Here is a 19451-nt window from a genome sequence, read left to right on the forward strand (position 1 = left end):
TTGGGCTTTCCATGTCGCTGATCGATACAGACCGTCGGTTCGTCCTGATATGCCACGGAATTTCCGTCAATCACTCAGCCGCAACTGAAGCGGGTCGAGACCATAGTCGGTGAGCTTCTTGCGAAGCGTGTTCCGATTGATGCCAAGCAGCGCCGCAGCGCGAATCTGATTGCCATCAACGCTGGAAAGAACTTCCTCCAGCAGGACCGGCTCGATTACCGCCAGCAGATCGTCATGCAGGCTGCGCTGGGGCTGGCCGATGCCCACGCCCAATTGCCGCTTCGCCCAATCCCGCACGGCATGGACCAACTGATCGGCCGGCGCCACATAGTCGGCGGGCACGGCGTCGATCGGCAGCATGTGCCGCAACATCTCCGCCGTGATGATATTTTCGCGGCTGAGGACCGACAGGCGCTGCATCATATTCTGTAGCTCGCGTACATTGCCCGGCCAGTGCCAGGCCATCAGCAGTTGCGCCGCATCGTCGGCCAACGTCTTGCGCGGCAGCCCATCCCGCGCGGCACGTTCCAGGAAATGGCGGGCCAGCAGGATCACGTCCTCGCGCCGCTCGCGCAGCGCCGGCAGGGCGATCGGCACGACATTGAGGCGATAATAGAGATCCTGGCGAAAGCGACCTTCTTCGATCAGATGGGGCAGATCCTTGTTGGTCGCCGCGATAATGCGGACATTGACCCGGACAGGTTTCGACCCGCCCACAGTCGTCACTTCGCCCGATTGAAGCACACGCAGCAGCCGGGTCTGCGCTTCCATCGGCATATCGCCAATTTCATCGAGGAACAGCGTGCCGCCCTGCGCCTGCTCGAACTTGCCGGCGGTACGGGCGTGCGCGCCGGTAAAGGCGCCCTTTTCATAGCCGAACAGTTCCGCCTCGATCAGTTCGCGCGGAATTGCGGCCATGTTGATCGGCACGAAGGGCTTGGTGCGCCGCTGCCCCAGGCTGTGGATCGCTTCCGCCACCAGCTCCTTGCCCGTGCCCGACTCACCCAGCACCAGAATGGAAAGGTCATTGGACAGGACGCGGGCAATGGTGCGGTAAACTTCCTGCATCGCCGGAGAACGGCCGACCAGCGGCAGACCGTCATGGGGCAGCCCGACTTCTCCCGGTTCCTCCGCGCTCTGCCGGGTGCCGAGCGCGTCGGACACCGCGCGGGTCAGCTCGTTGAGATCGAAGGGCTTGGGCAGATATTCGAACGCCCCCTTCTCGGTCGCACGGATCGCGGTGTTCAGCGTGTTCTGCGCCGACAGGATGATGACATTCAGGCCAGGCTTGGTCGCCAATATGTCCGCTACATCGTCCAGCCCGTCGCCGTCCGGCAGCATGACGTCGGTAATGAGAACGTCGGGCGCGAAACTTTCCATCAGCGCAGCACGCTCGCGGATGGAAGCGGCGGTCTTGACCTTATGCCCCTGCCGGCGGAGCGCTTCGCCGACCACCACGCAGATGGCGGGATCATCATCCACCACCAGGATCGCGCCAGTCGCCGCCATCACGCCATTCCCATCGGCAGCAGGATGCGGAAGCTGGACTCTCCCGCCTCCGCGTCGCGCGCATATTGGACGAAACCGCTCATGTCGCGAACCAGCTTGTCCACCAGCGCCAGGCCCAGCCCTTGCCCGTCGCGCTTGCCGGTGATGAAGGGATTGAAGAGATGGTCGAGAATATGTTCGGGCACGCCGGGTCCATTGTCGATAACGAGGATTTCGATTGGCAGCACCGCGCTGCCCTTGCCGTCACCAACCACGACCGAGACGCCATGGCGGAAGGCGGTTTCCACACGGATGCGCGGCTTGGCGACATGCTCCAGCGCCTCGGCGGCATTTTTGAGCAGATTAATCATCACCTGCACCAGCGCATCGTCATTAATGTTGGCGAATGGTAAAGATGGATCATAATGCTTTATGATCTTTATATTTTTTGCAAATCCTGCTGCTGCAATACCCGCCGCCCGATCGATCAGGGGATAGATGTTGCCGGGGTGGCATTCCAGCGTGCGGTCGGTCGTGAAATCCTGCATCCGGTCGATGAGGGCCGCGATCCGGTCCACCTCGTTGCAGATGAGCTGGGTCAGCGCCGCGTCGCGCCCGCCATGGCTGGATTCCAGCAATTGCGCCGCGCCGCGAATGCCCGATAGCGGGTTCTTGATCTCATGCGCCAGGATCGCGGCCGCGCCCATGGCGGAACGGGCGCCCCCCGACGATCCGCGATGGCCGATCTTGCGCGCCTGGCTCTGGGCATGGAGCGACACGACGCGCCAGCCCTCATGGTCGACGATCGGCGCGATCATCAAGTCCACTTCCATCTCGGCGGTGCGGCCGGCATGAACCTTGATATCATAGGCGGCGATCGGCTTGTTGCTGTGCCAGATGTCGAAACGCGCGCCGGCTTCGGCGATGCGGATCGTACGCGCTATATCGCTGCCGATGATCGCCGATCGCGCCATGTTGAGCAGCGTTTCCGCGCGGACATTGGCGTCGGCGATGCTGTTGTCCGGCTTCACGACGAGCGTCGCGACCGGCAACGCGGTCATCTGCTCACCCAATGATGGCCCGTCCTGCTGCACGCGAAGCGGCGGGGCGGACGACAGCGCCACTGTCATGCCGCCTTGCGCAACTCCGCCGGATCAAGGCCGCTGGCGATCAGCGGTTCATAGAAGCGGGCGAGCATGTCGAGCACCTTTTCCGCTTCCGGTTCCTGGTTCACGGCGTTGCGGAACTCAGCCGATCCGGTCAATCCCTTGGTGTACCAGCCGATATGTTTGCGGGCCATATTGACGCCGGTGTAATTATCATAATGATCGAGCATTGCGTGATAATGCTCTATAATCACTCGATATTGCTCCGCCAGAGACGGATCAGGCAAGCGCGTGCCATCGGCCAGCCAGGCCATGACCTGACCGATCAGCCAGGGCCGGCCATAGGCCCCGCGGCCGATCATGACGCCATCGGCGCCGCTCTGTTCCAAGGCCGTATCCGCATCCTCGATCGAGCAGATGTCGCCGTTGACGATGACCGGCAGCTTCACCGCATCCTTGACCGACCGAACGAAGGCCCAATCAGCGCTGCCCTTGTACATCTGGCAGCGGGTGCGGCCATGGACGGTGATAAGCTTCGCGCCCAGATCCTCGGCAATATGGGCGAGTTCTGGGGCGTTGAGGCTGGAATGATCCCAGCCCATGCGCATCTTCACGGTCACGGGAACATCGACCGCCTCCACCGTCGCCTTGATGAGGGCGGCGGCCAGCGGCAGATCGCGCATCAACGCGCTGCCCGCATCGCCATTGACGACCTTCTTCACCGGGCAGCCCATATTGATGTCGATGATCGCCGCGCCACGATCGGCATTGAGCTTGGCGGCGTCGGCCATTTCCGTGGGCGAACAACCGGCAAGCTGCATCGACACCGGCTCCTCCAGCGGATGCCAGGCGGCCTTTTGCAGCGACTGGCGGGTCTCGCGGATCATCGCCGCCGACGCGATCATCTCCGTCACGTTGAGGCCCGAGCCATAGCGGCGGACGAGCGTGCGGAAGGGCATGTCGGTGACGCCCGTCATCGGCGCCAGCACGACCGGCATGTCGATGGTCACTGGACCGATGGAGATGGGAGAAAGCCTGCGCATGATCTTTACTTTGATGAACTGCCTAAAAAACAGGCAGCCCTTAGCGGAAAATGGGTCCGGCGGCAAGCGAGCCTCCCTTGCCCCCAACAGAAGCGCACTTCCAGTCTGTCCCACGACCCGCTATGCGCCGCCCCATGACATCAAACAGCAAGATCGTCGCGCTGATCGTCGCCGCGGGCCAGGGAAGCCGGGCGGGCGGGAGCGTCCCCAAGCAGTTCAGGATGGTGGCGGGCCAGTCCGTTTTGGCGCACGCCTTTAACGCGCTGGCCGCGCATGGCGGGATCGACACCATCCATATCGTGTTGGGCGCGGAACAGGCAGAAACGGCACGCGCCTTGCTGGGCGATCGCGATGTCGCGTCCTTCATCACCGGCGCGGACAGCCGGCGCGGATCGGTCCGCGCAGGGCTGGAAGCGATCGCGGACAATGGTGGCGCGGATGTCGTGCTGATCCATGACGCGGCTCGCCCCTTCCTGCCGGCTGCCGTGATCGACCGGCTGCTGGTGGCGTTGGATGACGCACAGGGCGCCATCCCCACCCTCCCCGTCGCCGACACGCTGGTACGTGGCGCGGATGGCGTGATGGCGGATGGCGTCGATCGGGCGAGCCTTCATCGCGTGCAGACGCCGCAGGCCTTCCGCTTCGACGCGATCCTCGCGGCGCATCGGGCATGGGATGATGCACAGGAAGCCACCGACGATGCGCAGATATTCCAGGCCTGGGGTCATGACGTCAACCTGGTGCAAGGCGATGAAAGGCTTGAGAAATTGACCTATGACCGGGATTTCGCCCGCGCCGAAGAGCGACTGGCGACACCGCGCAGCACGCGCGTCGGCATGGGCTATGACGTCCATCGCCTCGCCCCTGATGAAGAGCTTTGGCTGGGCGGCATATTGGTCCCGCACGATCGCGGCCTGGCCGGACACAGCGACGCCGACGTGGCCCTTCACGCGATCGTGGACGCCATTCTCGGCGCGTTGGCGGAGGGTGATATCGGCAGCCATTTCCCGCCCTCCGATCCGCAATGGCGCGGCGCATCCTCCGACCGTTTCCTCGCCTATGCGCGTGATCGGGCGACGGCGCGGGACGGCATGATCGAGCATATCGACCTGACGATCATCTGCGAAGCGCCCAAGATCGGTCCGCATCGCGACGCCATGCGCTCGCGGATTGCCAGCATATTGGCGATCCCGCTCGACCGTATCAGCGTCAAAGCGACCACCACCGAGAAACTGGGGTTTGCCGGCCGGGGCGAAGGCATCGCCGCGCAGGCGGTTGCCACCCTCTCCCTCCCCGCGCTATCCTGACCTTATGCCCGATACCGTCCTTCCGACCCAATTGGTCGAACTCGCCGAAAAAGTCATCGTCGCCAATCGTCGCGCAGGACGCACGGTCGCGGTGGCGGAAAGCTGCACCGGCGGCCTCGTGTCGGCAGCGCTCACCGAAATCGCCGGCTCGTCCGAGGTGTTCGAAGCCGGTTTCATTACATATTCCAATGATATGAAGGCGAAACTTCTGAACGTTTCGCATGATGTGCTTGATACATTTGGTGCGGTGTCCATCGCCACCGCCTGGGCCATGGCGCAGGGCGCGCTCAACATGAGCCATGCTCATGTCGCCGTCGCCATCACCGGCATTGCCGGGCCGGGCGGCGGCAGCGAGCAGAAGCCGGTTGGCACGGTCGTCTTCGCCCGTGCCGAACGCGGCGCCAGCCCCGACAAGGTCGTGGCCGACATGCATCATTTCGAGGATAATGGCCGGGGCGGCGTGCGGCTTCAGGCGGCGCTGTGCGCGCTGGAACTGCTGTTGCCCGAAGGCGCGTAAAGCGCCGCCGCACGCGTTTCGAACGCACCGATCATCTTGCGCAGCGCCTTGTCGAAGAACTGACCGGCCAGCATTTCGAACAGCCGGTTCTTGAATTCGAACTCCACCTCGAAATCGACCAGCACCCCGCCCTGCCCGTCGTCACGAAAGCTCCACTCATTGTGGAGATGCTTGAGCGGGCCATCCAGATAATCGACCCGAACATGGTCGGGCCGATGCTTGTGGACACGCGAGGTGAAGCTTTCCTTCACCCCCTTGAAGCCCACGATCATGTCGGCAACCATTTCCGTCTCGCTGTCGGAACGGACGCGGATAGCGCTGATCCATGGCAGAAATTCGGGATAGGCGGCGACGTTCGACACCAGGTCGAACATCTGCGTCGGCGTATAGGGAAGGTGGCGCGTCTCGTTATGCTTGGGCATGAAAGGGTCAGGCCTTCGTCGCCGCCTTGGCCAGTTGCGCCTCGCGCGCGGCCTTCATCTCGGCGAAATCCTTGCCCGCATGATAGCTGGAACGGGTCAGCGGGCTGGACGCCACCTGCAGGAAGCCCTTGGCCCGCGCAATGCCTGCATAGGCGTTGAACGCGGCCGGGGTGACGAACTCCATCACCTTGGCGTGCTTGGGCGTGGGTTGGAGATATTGGCCCATGGTCAGGAAATCGATATCGGCCGAACGCATGTCGTCCATCACCTGATGGACCTCCAGCCGCTCCTCGCCCAGGCCCAGCATGATGCCCGACTTGGTGAAGATCGACGGATCGAGCTTCTTCACCGACTCCAGCAGGCGCAACGACGCATAATAGCGCGCGCCGGGGCGGATGGTCGGGTAAAGGCGCGGGACCGTCTCCAGATTATGGTTATAGACGTCCGGCCGGGCCGTGACGATCATCTCGACCGCGCGCTCATGCTTGTTACGGAAGTCAGGCGTCAGAATCTCGATCGTCGTGTTCGGCGTGGTCCGGCGCAGCGCCTCAATCACCTTGACGAATTGCGACGCGCCGCCATCGGGCAGGTCATCGCGGTCAACCGACGTGATGACGATATGTTCCAGCCCCATTTCGGCGCAGGCGTCGGCCAGATTCTGCGGCTCTTTGGGATCGACCTTGCGCGGCATCCCGGTCTTGACGTTGCAGAAGGCGCAGGCGCGGGTGCAGACATCACCCAGGATCATCACCGTGGCGTGCTTCTTGGTCCAGCATTCGCCGATATTGGGACAGGCCGCTTCCTCGCACACCGTGTTGAGGCCCTTGTCGCGCATCAGCTTGCGGGTCTCATGATAGGCGGGGCTGGTCGGCGCCTTGACGCGAATCCAGTCGGGCTTGCGGGCGCGTTCCGGGCTGGCGGGCTGACCGGGCACGGGGATCGGGCTGATGTCGTTCATGCGCCCCAGATAGCGATGCTTGGGCCTACTTGCCAGTCCTGACTTTGTACGGCACACCCACGCCATGAGCGACTTTGCCGACATGCTTCAGGGCTACCACCGCTTCCGCAACACCGGCTGGAACCAGCAGCGGGAGCGATGGGGCGAACTGGCCGAGGGGCAGAGCCCCAGGGTGATGGTGATCGCCTGTTCGGACAGCCGCGTCGATCCGGCCCAGATTTTCGACACCAGCCCCGGCGAGATATTCGTTGTGCGCAATGTCGCGGCGCTGGTCCCTCCGTTCGAAACCAATCCCGGCCATCATGGCGTATCGGCCGCACTGGAATTCGCGGTGCAGGTGCTGAAAGTCGGTGAAATCGTCGTCATGGGGCACGGCAAATGCGGTGGTTGCAAGGCGGCACTCAGCCATGATCTGAAGGATGCGCCGCCGGGCGAAGGCGGCTTCATCCATAACTGGATCGAGCTGCTGGACGGCGCGCGCGACGTGGTAGTGGGCCGCTATGGCGAGCAACGCGACCGCGATGTGGAGCGCGCCATGGAGCAGGAAGCCGTCAAGGTCAGCCTCGCCAATCTCCGCAGCTTCCCCTGCGTCCGGTCCAAGGAACGCAATGGCGAACTCAAACTGATCGGCAGCTTCTTCGCCATCGCGGACGGACAGCTTCACATATTGGACGAAGCGAGCGGCGCCTTCTCCCCTGCCTGATCGAAAACCCGCCTGAACGAAAGGAAGCCGCCATGGCGACACGACAGGAAGGCCGCGGCAACATTGCCCTGCTGATCGACGCGGACAATGCGTCGGCGGCGCATTTCGATTCGGTGATGACGGTGCTGGCCGAACTGGGGACGGTCAATATCCGTCGCGCTTATGGCAACTGGAGCAAGGCGACGCTCAAGGCGTGGGCCGCCCTTTCCATCACCCAGGCGATCGAACCGCAGCAGCAGTTCGACCTGACCAAGGGCAAGAACGCCACCGACATGAAGATGACGATCGACGCGATGGACCTGCTGGCCAGCGGGCGCGTCGACGGCTTTGGCCTCATGTCCAGCGACAGCGACTTCACGCCACTGGTCACGCGCATCCGGCAGGATGGCATCCCGGTCTATGGTTTCGGCACGGCCAACACGCCCGAAGGCTTCCGCCGCGCCTGCACCCGCTTCATCGACGTCGCCGCCTTGGAATCGGCCGAAGTGCCGATCACGAAACCCACCGCGAAAAGGGCCGCCGGAGCCGCTTCAGCCAGACCTGCGCCGAAAAGCAGCGGAGAAATCAAGGCCAAGCCGGTCGATGCCGAGGTCGTGAAGCTGCTGATCGATGCTTATGATGCGGTGAAGCGCGACGAAAAGGGCTTCGCCTCGCTGGGCAGCGTCGGACAGTTGGCGGGCAATCGCTCCAGCTTCGACACGCGGAACTATGGGTATAAGCGACTGTCGGACCTGGTGCGCACCATCCCCAATTTCCTGGTCGAAGTCCGCGAAGGTGGGCAGACATGGATCAAGCGGGTCCGCTGATGCCTGTCATTTGCCCGCCGCTTGATGGTTCACGGCCGCGTCCAGGGCGTCTGGTATCGCGCCTGGGCGGCAGAAACAGCGTGTGGACTCGGTCTTGCCGGGTGGGTGCGCAACCGAACGGAAGGCGGCGTCGAAATGCTGTTACAAGGTGAAGCAGAAACGATAGAGCGCTTCATCATGTTGGCGCATGAAGGGCCATCGGCTGCGCAAGTGATGCGGATCGATACCACGGACGCAACAGTCCAGGCGCTCAACGGGTTCGAGAAACACCCGACGATCTGAAGGATTTGGACTACAGAGCCGTTTCGACCGGACGAGAGGACAGCCTCGCAACAATCCCCCAACTCCTGCTTTCCCCCCTCCTCTCCTTCCTTGTTTACCCCACCTTGCGGATCAGGCAGCCTGTCTTCGTCTTCCACGGCAAAGGGGACAGGTTATGCGGATGAACGTGGCACCCATCATTGTCGGTATGGCATTGCTGGCTACAGGCGTGATCGCTGCTCGACCCGCATGGCGCTGGCCCGCCCTGCCAGCCGGAGTCATTGTTCCGTCCATCCCTGCCGATAATGACATGAGCGCCATCAAGGTCGCGCTTGGCCGTCGCCTCTTTTATGATCGCGCCTTGTCGCAGAATGGCAGCATGGCTTGCGCCGATTGCCATAGCCAGTCTCACGGTTTCAGCGATGGCCTGCCTACCCATATTGGCGTCACGGGAGAGATGGGCGTACGCAATGTTCCGGGCCTTGCCAACGTCGCCTGGCGCACAGGCTTCACGTGGATTGAGGCGGGCATCTCGACGCTGGAGGCACAGGCGATGGTGCCGATGACCGGAACAAAGCCGGTCGAGATGGGCATGGCCGGCAACGATGCTGAACTGGCCCAGCGGCTAGATACCGATTCCTGCTACCGCCGCCTGTTCACGCAGGCGTTCCCGAATGCGAAGGGTGGCGCGACTTATGCGAAGGTGACGGCAGCGCTTGGCGCCTTCGAGCGAACCATGATTTCCTTTGGCAGCCCCTATGACCAGGGCAATCTTTCCCCGCTGGCACAAAAGGGAGCAGCGCAGTTCGCGGCGTCGGGTTGCGTCTCCTGCCATAGTGGTCAGGATTTTACCGATGGAAATATTCATTATGTCGGGAGCGCCGCGCCGGGTGAGATCGACAACAGCGCCTATGGCGGCAAACCGCTACCACCCGGATTTGAACCGCCGCCCGAACGCTTCCGCACGCCCTCGCTCCGCAATGTCGCCGTGACCGGCCCATGGCTGCATGATGGGCAAAGCCCGACCATGGAAGCGGCGATTCGGCGTCATGCGGCGACGCAACTTGGCGATATCGAAATGCCCGCTCTGCTGGCGTTTCTCGATTCGCTGACCGATCGCGATTTCCTGAAGAACGCCGCCCTTGGCCCGCCGCCAGCCGCTTGCCCAACCGTCATCTGACCAAAAAAAGGCCGATCCCAATGGGACCGGCCTGAAAGTTTTTAGGAGAGGATGCCTGAAAGGCCTGCCCTTTATGAAATGTTAGCGTCACCATCGCAAGTGCGAAACAACCGTTTGCGGTTGCAAAAATTGCAACATGGTTGTCCCATACGCAATCAGCCGTGGCCGATCAGCGGGTCAACTTCTTGTAGGCCAGGCGCGTCGGACGATCGGCAGCATCGCCCAGGCGGCGGCGCTTGTCTTCCTCATAAGCCTCGAAATTGCCTTCGAACCACTCGACATGGCTGTCGCCTTCGAAGGCCAGGATATGGGTGGCGAGACGATCAAGGAAGAAACGGTCATGGCTGATGACCACGGCGCAGCCCGCGAAATTCTCGATCGCTTCCTCCAGCGCGCCCAGCGTTTCCACGTCGAGGTCGTTGGTCGGTTCGTCGAGTAGCAGCACATTGCCGCCCTTCTTCAGCATCTTGGCGATGTGGACGCGGTTGCGCTCACCACCCGACAGCTTGCCGACATTCTTCTGCTGGTCCTGCCCCTTGAAGTTGAAGGCCCCGACATAGGCGCGGGTCGACATGTCGTGACCGTTGACCTTCACATAGTCCAGGCCGTCCGACACTTCCTCCCAGACATTCTTGGAGGCATCCAGATGGTCGCGGCTCTGGTCGACATAGCCCAGGCGCACGGTCGAACCGATGTCGACTTCGCCCGAATCGGGGGTCTCCTGACCGGTGATGATGCGGAACAGGGTGGATTTGCCCGCGCCGTTCGGACCGATGACGCCGACGATACCGCCCGGTGGCAACAGGAAGGACAGGTCCTCGAACAGCAGCTTGTCGCCATAGGCTTTGCTAATGCCCTTGAACTCGATCACCTTGCCGCCCAGCCGTTCCGGCACCTGAATGACGATCTGCGCCTTGCCGGGCGTGCGGTTGTTCTGGCCGGCGACCAGTTCCTCGAACTTCTTGATACGCGCCTTGGACTTGGTCTGGCGGCCCTTGGTGCCGGCCCTGATCCATTCCAGCTCATCGTTGATCGCCTTCTGGCGGCCGGTGGCCTCGCGGTCCTCCTGCTCCAGGCGCTTGGCCTTCTTCTCCAGATAGGTGGAGTAGTTGCCTTCGTACGGGAAATATTTTCCGCGATCGAGTTCCAGGATCCAGCCGACGACATTGTCGAGGAAATAGCGGTCATGGGTTATCATCAACACCGACCCGGCATATTCCTTGAGGTGGTTTTCCAGCCAGGTAACGCTTTCGGCGTCCAAATGGTTGGTCGGTTCGTCGAGCAGCAGGATGTCCGGCTTCTGGATCAGCAGGCGGGTCAGCGCGATGCGGCGCTTTTCACCACCCGACAGGCTTTCCACCGACCAGTCCGACGGCGGGCAACGCAGCGCTTCCATCGCGATTTCAAGCTGGTTGTCGAGCGTCCAGCCGTCGACCGCGTCGATTTGCTCCTGCAACGTGCCCATTTCCTCCATCAGCGCGTCGAAATCGACGTCTTCCGGCGGATCGGCCATGATCATACTGATCTCGTTGAAACGGTCCATCTTGTCCGCGATCTCGCGAGCGCCGTCCTTCACATTCTCCAGCACCGTCTTGGTCGGGTCGAGCTGCGGTTCCTGCGGCAGATAGCCGACCGTGATATTCTCGCCCGGCCAGGCTTCACCGCTGAAATCCGTATCGATGCCGGCCATGATCTTCATCAGGGTCGACTTGCCCGCGCCGTTGGGGCCGACGATGCCGATCTTCGAACCGCGATAAAATTGCAGGTTGATCTGGTTCAGCACCGGCTTCGCCGCGCCGGGGAAGGTCTTGGTCATGCTCTTCATGACATAGGCATATTGCGATGAGGCGGACATGGGTTCGCGCAGCTCCGAAAAGACAGGTAGGAAAATCAGGTGGAAAAACTGCGCCGAGTTAGCGGAGGCGGAAGGCATTGGCAAATGGGGGATGCCCGGATAAGCCTTCACCCATGTATAAAATCCGATCGGGCCTGTCTGCCGCCCTGCTCCTTGGCAGCATCCTCACCCCCGCCCTTTCCCATGCGGCGTCTGCCGACAGCAGCGCGATTCGCGATGCGGCGCTCAAAGATGGCGTCGCCTGGGACTTTACCGAAGGACTGACCACCGAAGTCGGCCCGCGCCCTGCCGGTACGCCGCAGGAAGCGCGGGCACGCGATTGGGCGGTGGCAAAGCTCAAGGCGCTGGGCTTCTCCAACGTCCGCGCCGAACCTTATACCATGCCGGTCTGGGTACGCGGGCATGACGAAGCCCGCATCCTTTCCCCCTTCCCGCAGAATCTGGTGCTGGCGGCACTCGGCAACAGCGGATCGACCAGCGACAAGGGAATTGAAGGCGAAGTCGTCTATTTCCCCAGCATCGCCGATTTGGAAGCCGCGCCCGAATCCGCCCTCAAGGGCAAGATCGCCTTTGTCGACCATGATATGAAAGCGACGCAGGACGGCTCCTCCTACGGCTATTTCGGCGCTGCGCGGCGTCAGGGCCCAAGCATAGCATCGAAGAAGGGCGCGATCGCCATCCTGATCCGATCGATCGGCACCGACCATCATCGCGTGCCGCATACCGGCGTGCAAATGTGGGCGGATGGCGTGACGCCGATCCCGGCGGCGGCGCTTTCAGTGCCCGACGCCGAGCAGCTCGCCCGCGTGATCGCGCGCGGACAGCCGGTGAAACTGCACCTGACGCTCACCTCCAAGATGTTGAAAGACCAGCCCTCCGGCAATGTCATCGCCGAAATCCCCGGCAGCGATCCGGCGGCCGGTATCGTCGTGGCCGCCTGCCATCTCGATAGCTGGGACCAGGGCACCGGCGCGACCGACGACGCGACCGGCTGCGCCATCGCGGCGGCATCCGCGCTTCAAGTCTCCAGGGCCGGCCGGCCCCGCCGCACCATCCGTGTGCTGATGGCGGGCGCGGAGGAGATCGGCGGTGATGGCGCGCGCGCTTATTATAAGGCGCATGGACAGGAAAAACATGCGCTGGCGATCGAATCGGATTTCGGCGCCGACCGCATCTGGCGCGTCGATTTCAAGCTGCCGCAAGGTCATGAAGCCTTGGCAAAAACTATCGCACAGGCGCTCGCACCGCTGGGCGTAGGCGCCAGCACGCAGGAAGCGGGCGGCGGTGCAGACATTGCACCGCTTGTGAAGGCCGGCGTGCCTGTCATTGATTTGCAACAGGATGGCACGCGCTATTTCGACATCCACCACACGCCCGACGACACGCTGGACAAGGTCGATCCCGAACAGTTGCGGCAGAATGTCGCTGCCTGGGCCGTGACGCTGAACCTGGTCGCTAACGCATCAGAAACATTGAGCGCTAACTGAACTTTTATAGTAGACAACGCCCTGTCGCGTGATTCTGCCGCTTCACCGACGCAGAAAAGCATTGATTTGTGCAGCGCACACGTTAATGCGGGTCGCTCGCGTAGGGCCACATCATAATGTGCCAGACGCGGCATAATGCTATGGGAGCCGTACACAATGAAGAAGATCGCTGTTGTTTTCGCTTCGGCCAGCCTGATGGCCCTCGCCGCTTGCGGTGAGAAGCCGGCCAACGAGACCGCGAACGCTTCGAACGCTGTCGTCGAAAACGTCGTCGAAAACGCCGTCAACGCTGCTGACAACGCCGCGAACGCTGCCGACAACGCCGCGAATGCGACGAACAACGCTGCGAACGCGCTGTAATCTCTGCATTAAGCGAGATTTCGAAGGGCGGATCCGAAAGGGTCCGCCCTTTTCGTTGTCCGCTTCCCATGGCCATGGCTCTCAGTAGAGCAGGAACATCGCGCCGTTCCCAAGGGTTTCCCTTCAAACGAAACGGAGAGATGATATGGGGAAAGGCATATTGCTGTGGTTGCTGGGCGTACCGATCCCGATTATTCTGCTTTTATGGCTCTTCTTCCACTGATCGCCGATTGACGGGACACGCGCTTCCCCGCTAAGGCCGCCCCATTCGGGGAGTAGCGCAGTCTGGTAGCGCGCCTGCTTTGGGAGCAGGATGTCGCAGGTTCGAATCCTGTCTCCCCGACCACTTTCCTTTCTTACACTGTCTCAACCTGTCCTGAAGCTGTTGCAATTGCGCCAGTTTTTGGCCATTCGGCGGTGCCGGGGCGTCCCATCCCGGTTCATGCCTTCCCGATGCCGTCGGGGGCGTTTCGGGGGCGCGCTCTTTTGACAGTGGGGGCGTTGGATGCTGACGGACAAGGAGTGCAAGGCGGCAAAGGCCGGAGCGAAGCCCCTCAAATTGTTCGACGCACATGGCTTGCACCTGCTGGTAAGCACCACCGGTCACAAAAGCTGGCGCCTCAAATATCGCATCGGCGGGAAGGAAAAGCAGATTGGCTTCGGGGCATACCCGGAAGTCAGGTTGCAGGAAGCGCGGGAAATGTCCGTAACTGCGCGCAAGACCTTGAACGAAGGACGCGATCCGGCGTTGGAATTCAGCACCAAGGCCAAGCGGCGCGCGCTTGCCACCAATCCAGACAACAGTTTCGAGGCGGTAACGCGGCGCTGGCACGCATTGCAGGAACCGCAATGGAAGCCCCGGCACGCGACCGAAGTGCTGAACAGCTTTCAGCGGGACGTGTTCAAGGCGCTGGGCGCCTTGGATATTCGGCACGTCAGGGCGCAGAATGTGCGCGACTTGCTGGTGGGCGTGCAGTCGCGGGGCGCACTGGAAACCGGACACCGGCTACTGCAACGAATTTCGGCCGTGTATCAATATGCGATTGCGGAGGAATTGGTGATCTGCCCCCTTCTGAGTGGCCCATTGACTAGCTGCTCCTCCACATCGATCACCGCCTGCTGGGCATTGCGCCCAGCGCGATAGGCGTAGATTTCAGGTGGAAGATCGGCCTCGAAGATCGGCTCCAGCACCAGCATTGCTGCTGTCATGCAGACCCGATCCCGCATAGTGGAAATGCCCAGCGGCCTGAGTTTGCCGTTGGCTTTCGGTATGTAGACACGTCTGATCGGTTCCGGCCAATACGTCTCCTCTCTGAGCGACAGCGCCAGTTCCGCCAGCCACCGCTCGGCACCATATACCTCGATGTTCGCAAAATCCTGTCCATCCACGCCCGGCGCGCCCTTATTGGAGCGACACTGGGCATAGGCATGAGCCAGAATGTCATCGCGGCTGATCTTGTCATACAGCGCGTAAAAGCGGTAACCGGCCTCTGCCTTCGCTTTCGCGTGCAACGCCTTCTGCAGTTTCTGGACGCTTTTCGGAGCTGATAGGTTGCCCAATCTCCTGCCCCTCACCACGTGTCGCGTTCGTCTTGAACTAAGGCTCCTTCCCTCCACCGGCATTACCCGGCTTCATCGGTACTACGGGCCTCTCCGCCACCCCATCACGCCCTTCCCATCCCTCGCGGGCGTCCGGTTGCCGATCCCTCGGCACGCCATGGGGCTTCCCGTGTTGCGTGCACTTTCCTTGCGTACATGCCGTCGCCACTACCCCGGTGCCGCAGACGGGCTCCAACGTCGCTCAAACTTGCCCGCCCATATCAACCTTCCCCGTAAGGGTTAACGGGTCGGCCTGCACATCGTCCTTTTCGAGGATTGCTCAGCGTTCACTCACGTTACGGCCTGTACGCTCGCACGGTCACCTACGTGACCGTCATCCGAGGGCTTCAGACATATCGTCACCTCCATGCCTGCCCCGGTTGCTTCCGGCTGGAGCATCGCCGGGTGGGCCTTTCACCCCGCCTTTGCACGGCGCACACCCTTTCGCGACATTTCGCCGCCGATTTCCGATCCTCAGATGTGAACCGGCGGGTTTTCGCTCGTCATGGTCAAGACCAGGGATCGGACTCACTACAGCCACCAGATGACGGCTGCGGCGCCGCTGATGGCGCTCATGAAGTTTCTGACGTTGCAATCGAAGCGAGTGGCGATGCAGCGCCAGTCCTTGAAGCAAGTGCCACGCTCGATAAGCCATTCGCGCGGGCCTGACTGTCACAGCCTTTGGCGGCGACCATTTCGGCGTGAATATTGCCGATGATCATGCGGGCCAGGACGCCCATCATGAACCCGGGGCGGAATCAGGCCAATGGACAAGAGCATGACGCCGCCCTCCCCAGATGGTCAGCGCGCACCCGCTTGCACCACAGTCACCCTGGACTGACGCGAACCTATGACGCGGCGAGGTTGAAATATGAAAACACACTTGCAAATATACCATCATACAGGCATCGCATCAGTCTGATTTGGGGGGACGTTTTCAGCTCAGCCCGGACTGTGCCCAGTGCAATGACCTTACGCGCAGTCGCTAGAATATAAGCAGCAAGGCGACGAAAGCCCGGCGGATGGATCGATCAAGAGGATGATGGAGTGTCTCTATGAGCAAGTTTAGCAAACGGGATCTCTTGAGCGGCACGGTAGCCGCCGCGTTTGGACTGAGCGCCGCACGAGCACAGGCGGCTGCCGCGACAACGAACATGGCTCCTGCCGCTGGGCCGCAGATTCCGCCGGGCCGCTTCAATAGCAGCGTGCAATCCTTGAAAGGCTACGAAACGCCCGAATGGTTCCGTGATGCCAAGTTCGGAATCTGGTCGCATTGGGGGCCGCAGGCCGTACCCCGTCAGGGCGACTGGTATGCTCGGTTCATGTATGTCCCCGGCCATCCGCACTATGATTACCATGTAAAAACATACGGCCACCCGTCGGAGTTCGGCTACAAAGACATTATCCCGCTGTGGAAGGCGGAGAAATTCGATCCCGATGCGCTGATGAAGAAATATGCGGCCGCCGGCGCAAAATATTTCGTGTCCATGGGCGTGCATCATGACAATTTCGATCTGTGGCGATCCACGCATCATCGCTGGAATGCCACCGCCATGGGTCCAAAGCGAGACATTGTAGGGGATTGGCAGAAGGCAGCCCGTGCGAACGGCCTGCGCTTTGGCGTCTCCGAACATCTGGGGGCCAGCTACAGCTGGTGGTATCCCAACCATCTTTACGACCAGTTCTGGCCGAAGTTGGGCCTCGCCTATGACGGCGCCAATCCCGAATTTTCTGACCTGTATCACGACAATCGCGACGAACCGTTCCGCAACACCTCGCAAAGCTGGTACACGACAAAGCCCGACTACCATCAACTGTGGTTCCGCCGCATTCGCGACCTCGTCGATAATTATCAGGTCGACTTGCTCTACTCTGACGGAGGGTTGCCCTTCGGAGAGGTCGGCAGGTCGCTGGTTGCGCATCTCTATAACCGCAGCATCGCACGGTCGGGTAAGCTGGAAGCCGTCTATACCTGCAAGGATTCCGGCACTGGCGAGTTTCACAAGGAAGCGTCCGTCCAGGATGTCGAGCGCGGCGTGCTCAAGGACATCAATCCCCTGCCGTGGCAGACGGATACGTCCAACGGCGACTGGTTCTTCGCTGATCGATATGACTATAAAACGTCGGCGCAGATCGTGACCATGCTGGCGGACATCGTCAGCAAGAACGGCAATATGCTGCTCAATGTCGTGCAATATCCGGACGGTAGCCTGCCACCTCAATCCGAAGAACTACTTGCGGACCTCACCGCCTGGATGAAAGTCAACGCCCCTGCCATCCATGGCACGCGGCCGTGGAAGATCTTCGGCGAAGGGCCGACCGAGACCGCCGAAGGCATGTTCCAGGAAAAGGGGGACTATACCCCGCAGGACATCCGCTTCACCACCAAAGGCGAAGCGCTCTACGCAATCACGCTGGGCGAACCGTCCGGCCAGGTCGCGATTACGTCGCTGGCCAGCGGAAATCCGAACGAGCGGCGCGCCGTCCGCCGTGTCCGGTTGCTTGGGCATCGGGGCAATCTGACGTTCCGGCAAGCCGGTCAGGCGCTGGTGATCGATCTGCCGTCGCAACTGCCTTCGCGGCATGCCAGCGCATTTGAAATATCATTTGCCTGATCATCCCCGTTGTTCCCCGGCACAGGCCGGGGAACAACGGGGATGATAATGGTGTATCCAGCCTCTTTCCGATGGGCGGATCGCCTTAATCCTCAACCACTATCGCCGGTCCGCCGACGTGCGCGATAAAGCAGGTTCTGGAATGTCGCCGTACCCGATCCTGCTGCGTAAAGCCCCGGACGCAGGCTCAGGAAACCATCACCGACGTTGTGATTATAGCCGGCGACCTCGACCGATCGCTCCTTTTTCCATGCGCCACCAGGGGCAGAATAATAGAAAGTCACGACATTCTCGTCGTTGACGAGCCGCAATCGGAGGCGTTTCGTGGATATCGGGGCACCGGCCGGCCACCGCTCCTCCTGACCGATACGATAGGCGTGCAGGCGATCATCCCCCACGCCCAGGCCGCAGAACAGCTTGTCATTGTAGAAAAGGATCAGCCCCGCCTGCGTCCCTGCCTGTATCTCGACATCGACTATGATCTCGTAGGAGCGGTCGCCTGCCACGAACAGCAGCGGCGACGCATCGGCTGGTCCCGTCCCCTGCGCTGCCAGCGACAGACTGTCTCCCTGGAAACGCGCACGCTTCAGATAGTCGCCCTTGGGTGCGAAGAAGGTCAGTCGGTTGCCGATCGCCTCCTGCGACAGGCCCGAAAGCGGCTGGCCATGCGTGCCACTCCCGGCAGCGGGCTTGAGAAACGGCTGGTCGAGCGCACCTCCCAATGCGCGCGGCCAACCGTCCTGGGTCCATTCCATCGGCTCCAGCAACAATTGCCGCCCCAGCGTTCGAAAGCCGTTCTCATAGCCATGATAGGCGAGCCACCACCGGCCGTCCGGTCCCTCGACCGCTGTCGCATGTCCCCGCGACCACCACGGCTCTTCCCGCGATACGGTCCGCACGATCGGATTATAGGGGCAATTTTCCCATGGCCCATTGATCGAGCGGGATCGTGCGGCAACCACCATATGGCTCGTCGGCGGACCAGCCGTACCGCCCTGTGCCGCGATGAGATAATGATAGCCGTCGCGGTGAAGCACCTTGGGGCCTTCCAGCGCGAAACCTTCGATCACATAATCGCTGGGGATCGGCCAACCATTATAGACATGCTCGACCGCGCCATCGGCGGCCAGCCCGTCATCACGCAGCTTCACCCTGTTGCCACCGTTGAAGAAGAGGTAGCGCTTGCCATTCTCCCCGACCGCGTGGCCCGGGTCGATCATACCGTCGATATGCATATCGATCGGCTCGCTCCACGGCCCGCTCATCGCAGGCGCATGAATGACATAGGTGCGCAGCGGCCGCGCATCGCCATCGGACGCCAGAACCGGGATATAGATGAAATAGCGATCGCCATGTTTGGCGATATCGAGCGCCCAGACCGTGCCGGTCGGGGTCTTCAAGGCTGCCGTTACGGGCGTCCAGTTGACCAGGTCGCGTGAATGCCAGATCGGCACGCCCGGATAATAGAGAAAGGAGGAGAAGGCGGCGTAATAATCCTCACCATCCTTCAGGATAGTGGGATCGGGTCGATCACCGGCCAGCACGGGATTGACGTAGCGGCCGTCGCCCAGATCGCCCCGGCGGGATCCTTCCACCCCTATGCCGCTCATGGAACCGGTGCCGGACATGTCCGGTTCGCCGATCGCTTTGCCGATCGGACGCGCCGCAACGCCGGGCGCCAGGGCGGCCCCGGCAGAAGCGGTGGCGAGGGTTAACAGGTGCCTGCGGGTCGGGTTCATGACAA

At 61.8% G+C, this 19451-nt stretch carries 19 protein-coding genes and 1 tRNA gene; 11 read left to right on the forward strand and 9 right to left on the reverse strand.

Annotated elements, in window-relative coordinates:
* Positions 1-66: 66 nt before the first annotated feature.
* From ntrC to dusB, 3 genes are read right to left on the reverse strand one after another with little or no spacing between them, the layout of a single operon-like run.
* Positions 67-1509, reverse strand: a complete 1443-nt coding sequence (ntrC, locus tag MOK15_RS05125) for a nitrogen regulation protein NR(I) (protein ID WP_242930608.1) — start codon at positions 1507-1509, stop codon at positions 67-69.
* Positions 1509-2618, reverse strand: coding sequence for an ATP-binding protein (locus tag MOK15_RS05130; RefSeq protein WP_242930609.1), 1110 nt, complete (start codon positions 2616-2618; stop codon positions 1509-1511). Before MOK15_RS05130 ends, ntrC begins: the two co-directional genes overlap by 1 nt.
* Positions 2615-3637 carry a tRNA dihydrouridine synthase DusB gene (dusB, locus tag MOK15_RS05135; protein ID WP_242930610.1) on the reverse strand — a complete coding sequence of 341 codons (1023 nt, stop codon included), beginning with the start codon at positions 3635-3637 and terminating at the stop codon, positions 2615-2617. The genes MOK15_RS05130 and dusB overlap by 4 nt, the downstream gene beginning before the upstream one ends.
* Positions 3638-3759: 122 nt before the next feature.
* On the opposite strand from dusB, the gene MOK15_RS05140 reads away from it, so the two are divergent.
* Both MOK15_RS05140 and MOK15_RS05145 read left to right on the forward strand, forming a co-directional pair.
* Positions 3760-4944 (forward strand): bifunctional 2-C-methyl-D-erythritol 4-phosphate cytidylyltransferase/2-C-methyl-D-erythritol 2,4-cyclodiphosphate synthase, encoded by a 1185-nt coding sequence (locus MOK15_RS05140; RefSeq protein ID WP_242930611.1) that lies wholly within the window; start codon positions 3760-3762, stop codon positions 4942-4944.
* 4 nt (positions 4945-4948) lie between these two features.
* The gene (locus MOK15_RS05145) at positions 4949-5461 is read left to right on the forward strand and encodes a CinA family protein (RefSeq protein ID WP_242930612.1); all 513 of its coding nucleotides are present in this window, start codon (positions 4949-4951) and stop codon (positions 5459-5461) included.
* Here the strand turns inward: MOK15_RS05145 and MOK15_RS05150 are convergent.
* Both MOK15_RS05150 and lipA read right to left on the reverse strand, forming a co-directional pair.
* Entirely contained in the window at positions 5413-5883 is a 471-nt protein-coding gene (locus MOK15_RS05150) for a type II toxin-antitoxin system RatA family toxin (protein WP_242930613.1), read from the reverse strand. The genes MOK15_RS05145 and MOK15_RS05150 overlap by 49 nt on opposite strands.
* Before the next feature lie 7 nt (positions 5884-5890).
* Positions 5891-6907 carry a lipoyl synthase gene (gene lipA, locus MOK15_RS05155; RefSeq protein ID WP_242930614.1) on the reverse strand — a complete coding sequence of 339 codons (1017 nt, stop codon included), beginning with the start codon at positions 6905-6907 and terminating at the stop codon, positions 5891-5893.
* Here lipA and MOK15_RS05160 point away from each other — a divergent pair.
* The 4 genes from MOK15_RS05160 (at position 6906) to MOK15_RS05175 (ending at position 9791) form a co-directional block, all read left to right on the forward strand.
* Complete coding sequence (locus MOK15_RS05160) at positions 6906-7544, forward strand: carbonic anhydrase (protein WP_242930615.1); 639 nt, start codon at positions 6906-6908, stop codon at positions 7542-7544. The two genes, lipA and MOK15_RS05160, sit on opposite strands and share 2 nt — an antisense overlap.
* Positions 7545-7576: 32 nt before the next feature.
* Positions 7577-8350 (forward strand): NYN domain-containing protein, encoded by a 774-nt coding sequence (locus tag MOK15_RS05165; RefSeq protein WP_242930616.1) that lies wholly within the window; start codon positions 7577-7579, stop codon positions 8348-8350.
* Positions 8351-8374: 24 nt separating this feature from the next.
* The gene (locus MOK15_RS05170) at positions 8375-8632 is read left to right on the forward strand and encodes an acylphosphatase (protein WP_242932638.1); all 258 of its coding nucleotides are present in this window, start codon (positions 8375-8377) and stop codon (positions 8630-8632) included.
* 160 nt (positions 8633-8792) lie between these two features.
* Positions 8793-9791: a cytochrome c peroxidase gene (locus MOK15_RS05175; RefSeq protein WP_347567176.1), complete on the forward strand. Its 999-nt coding sequence runs from the start codon at positions 8793-8795 to the stop codon at positions 9789-9791.
* Positions 9792-9960: 169 nt separating this feature from the next.
* On the opposite strand, the gene ettA is transcribed toward MOK15_RS05175, so the two are convergent.
* Positions 9961-11646: an energy-dependent translational throttle protein EttA gene (gene ettA / locus MOK15_RS05180; protein WP_242930618.1), complete on the reverse strand. Its 1686-nt coding sequence runs from the start codon at positions 11644-11646 to the stop codon at positions 9961-9963.
* 113 nt (positions 11647-11759) lie between these two features.
* Here ettA and MOK15_RS05185 point away from each other — a divergent pair, with 113 nt between their 5' ends.
* The 4 genes from MOK15_RS05185 to MOK15_RS05200 all read left to right on the forward strand — a co-directional run bounded on the left by MOK15_RS05185 (position 11760) and on the right by MOK15_RS05200 (position 14637).
* Positions 11760-13133 carry a M20/M25/M40 family metallo-hydrolase gene (locus MOK15_RS05185; RefSeq protein ID WP_242930619.1) on the forward strand — a complete coding sequence of 458 codons (1374 nt, stop codon included), beginning with the start codon at positions 11760-11762 and terminating at the stop codon, positions 13131-13133.
* Between the two features lie 156 nt (positions 13134-13289).
* Entirely contained in the window at positions 13290-13493 is a 204-nt protein-coding gene (locus tag MOK15_RS05190; RefSeq protein ID WP_242930620.1) for a hypothetical protein, read from the forward strand.
* A 269-nt stretch (positions 13494-13762) separates the two neighbouring features.
* Positions 13763-13839: transfer RNA gene (locus MOK15_RS05195), tRNA-Pro, on the forward strand.
* A 159-nt stretch (positions 13840-13998) separates the two neighbouring features.
* A complete protein-coding gene (locus tag MOK15_RS05200; RefSeq protein ID WP_242930621.1) occupies positions 13999-14637 on the forward strand; it encodes an integrase arm-type DNA-binding domain-containing protein in 639 nt (212 codons plus the stop codon).
* Here MOK15_RS05200 and MOK15_RS05205 read toward each other — a convergent pair.
* Together MOK15_RS05205 and MOK15_RS05210 are read right to left on the reverse strand one after the other, a co-directional pair.
* Entirely contained in the window at positions 14526-15053 is a 528-nt protein-coding gene (locus tag MOK15_RS05205) for a hypothetical protein (RefSeq protein WP_242930622.1), read from the reverse strand. The genes MOK15_RS05200 and MOK15_RS05205 overlap by 112 nt on opposite strands.
* A gap of 611 nt (positions 15054-15664) precedes the next feature.
* A complete protein-coding gene (locus MOK15_RS05210; RefSeq protein WP_242930623.1) occupies positions 15665-15835 on the reverse strand; it encodes a hypothetical protein in 171 nt (56 codons plus the stop codon).
* 312 nt (positions 15836-16147) lie between these two features.
* Here MOK15_RS05210 and MOK15_RS05215 point away from each other — a divergent pair, with 312 nt between their 5' ends.
* Entirely contained in the window at positions 16148-17707 is a 1560-nt protein-coding gene (locus MOK15_RS05215; RefSeq protein ID WP_242930624.1) for an alpha-L-fucosidase, read from the forward strand.
* A gap of 92 nt (positions 17708-17799) precedes the next feature.
* Here the strand turns inward: MOK15_RS05215 and MOK15_RS05220 are convergent, their stop codons facing one another.
* A complete protein-coding gene (locus MOK15_RS05220) occupies positions 17800-19446 on the reverse strand; it encodes a family 43 glycosylhydrolase (protein ID WP_242930625.1) in 1647 nt (548 codons plus the stop codon).
* Positions 19447-19451: the final 5 nt, after the last annotated feature.

Source organism: Sphingobium sp. BYY-5 (assembly GCF_022758885.1).
GTDB lineage: Bacteria > Pseudomonadota > Alphaproteobacteria > Sphingomonadales > Sphingomonadaceae > Sphingobium.

Excerpts from the sequence above, each read along its gene's own strand:
- ntrC (WP_242930608.1), bottom strand. The coding sequence starts at position 1,509 with ATGGCGGCGACTGGCGCGATCCTGGTGGTGGATGATGATCCCGCCATC.
- MOK15_RS05175 (WP_347567176.1), top strand. The coding sequence starts at position 8,793 with ATGAACGTGGCACCCATCATTGTCGGTATGGCATTGCTGGCTACAGGC.
- MOK15_RS05200 (WP_242930621.1), top strand. The coding sequence starts at position 13,999 with ATGCTGACGGACAAGGAGTGCAAGGCGGCAAAGGCCGGAGCGAAGCCC.
- MOK15_RS05220 (WP_242930625.1), bottom strand. The coding sequence starts at position 19,446 with ATGAACCCGACCCGCAGGCACCTGTTAACCCTCGCCACCGCTTCTGCC.
- MOK15_RS05150 (WP_242930613.1), bottom strand. The coding sequence starts at position 5,883 with ATGCCCAAGCATAACGAGACGCGCCACCTTCCCTATACGCCGACGCAG.
- MOK15_RS05160 (WP_242930615.1), top strand. The coding sequence starts at position 6,906 with ATGAGCGACTTTGCCGACATGCTTCAGGGCTACCACCGCTTCCGCAAC.
- MOK15_RS05170 (WP_242932638.1), top strand. The coding sequence starts at position 8,375 with ATGGTTCACGGCCGCGTCCAGGGCGTCTGGTATCGCGCCTGGGCGGCA.
- MOK15_RS05140 (WP_242930611.1), top strand. The coding sequence starts at position 3,760 with ATGCGCCGCCCCATGACATCAAACAGCAAGATCGTCGCGCTGATCGTC.
- MOK15_RS05185 (WP_242930619.1), top strand. The coding sequence starts at position 11,760 with ATGTATAAAATCCGATCGGGCCTGTCTGCCGCCCTGCTCCTTGGCAGC.
- MOK15_RS05215 (WP_242930624.1), top strand. The coding sequence starts at position 16,148 with ATGAGCAAGTTTAGCAAACGGGATCTCTTGAGCGGCACGGTAGCCGCC.
- MOK15_RS05190 (WP_242930620.1), top strand. The coding sequence starts at position 13,290 with ATGAAGAAGATCGCTGTTGTTTTCGCTTCGGCCAGCCTGATGGCCCTC.
- MOK15_RS05130 (WP_242930609.1), bottom strand. The coding sequence starts at position 2,618 with ATGACAGTGGCGCTGTCGTCCGCCCCGCCGCTTCGCGTGCAGCAGGAC.
- lipA (WP_242930614.1), bottom strand. The coding sequence starts at position 6,907 with ATGGCGTGGGTGTGCCGTACAAAGTCAGGACTGGCAAGTAGGCCCAAG.
- ettA (WP_242930618.1), bottom strand. The coding sequence starts at position 11,646 with ATGTCCGCCTCATCGCAATATGCCTATGTCATGAAGAGCATGACCAAG.
- dusB (WP_242930610.1), bottom strand. The coding sequence starts at position 3,637 with ATGCGCAGGCTTTCTCCCATCTCCATCGGTCCAGTGACCATCGACATG.
- MOK15_RS05165 (WP_242930616.1), top strand. The coding sequence starts at position 7,577 with ATGGCGACACGACAGGAAGGCCGCGGCAACATTGCCCTGCTGATCGAC.
- MOK15_RS05145 (WP_242930612.1), top strand. The coding sequence starts at position 4,949 with ATGCCCGATACCGTCCTTCCGACCCAATTGGTCGAACTCGCCGAAAAA.
- MOK15_RS05210 (WP_242930623.1), bottom strand. The coding sequence starts at position 15,835 with ATGATGGGCGTCCTGGCCCGCATGATCATCGGCAATATTCACGCCGAA.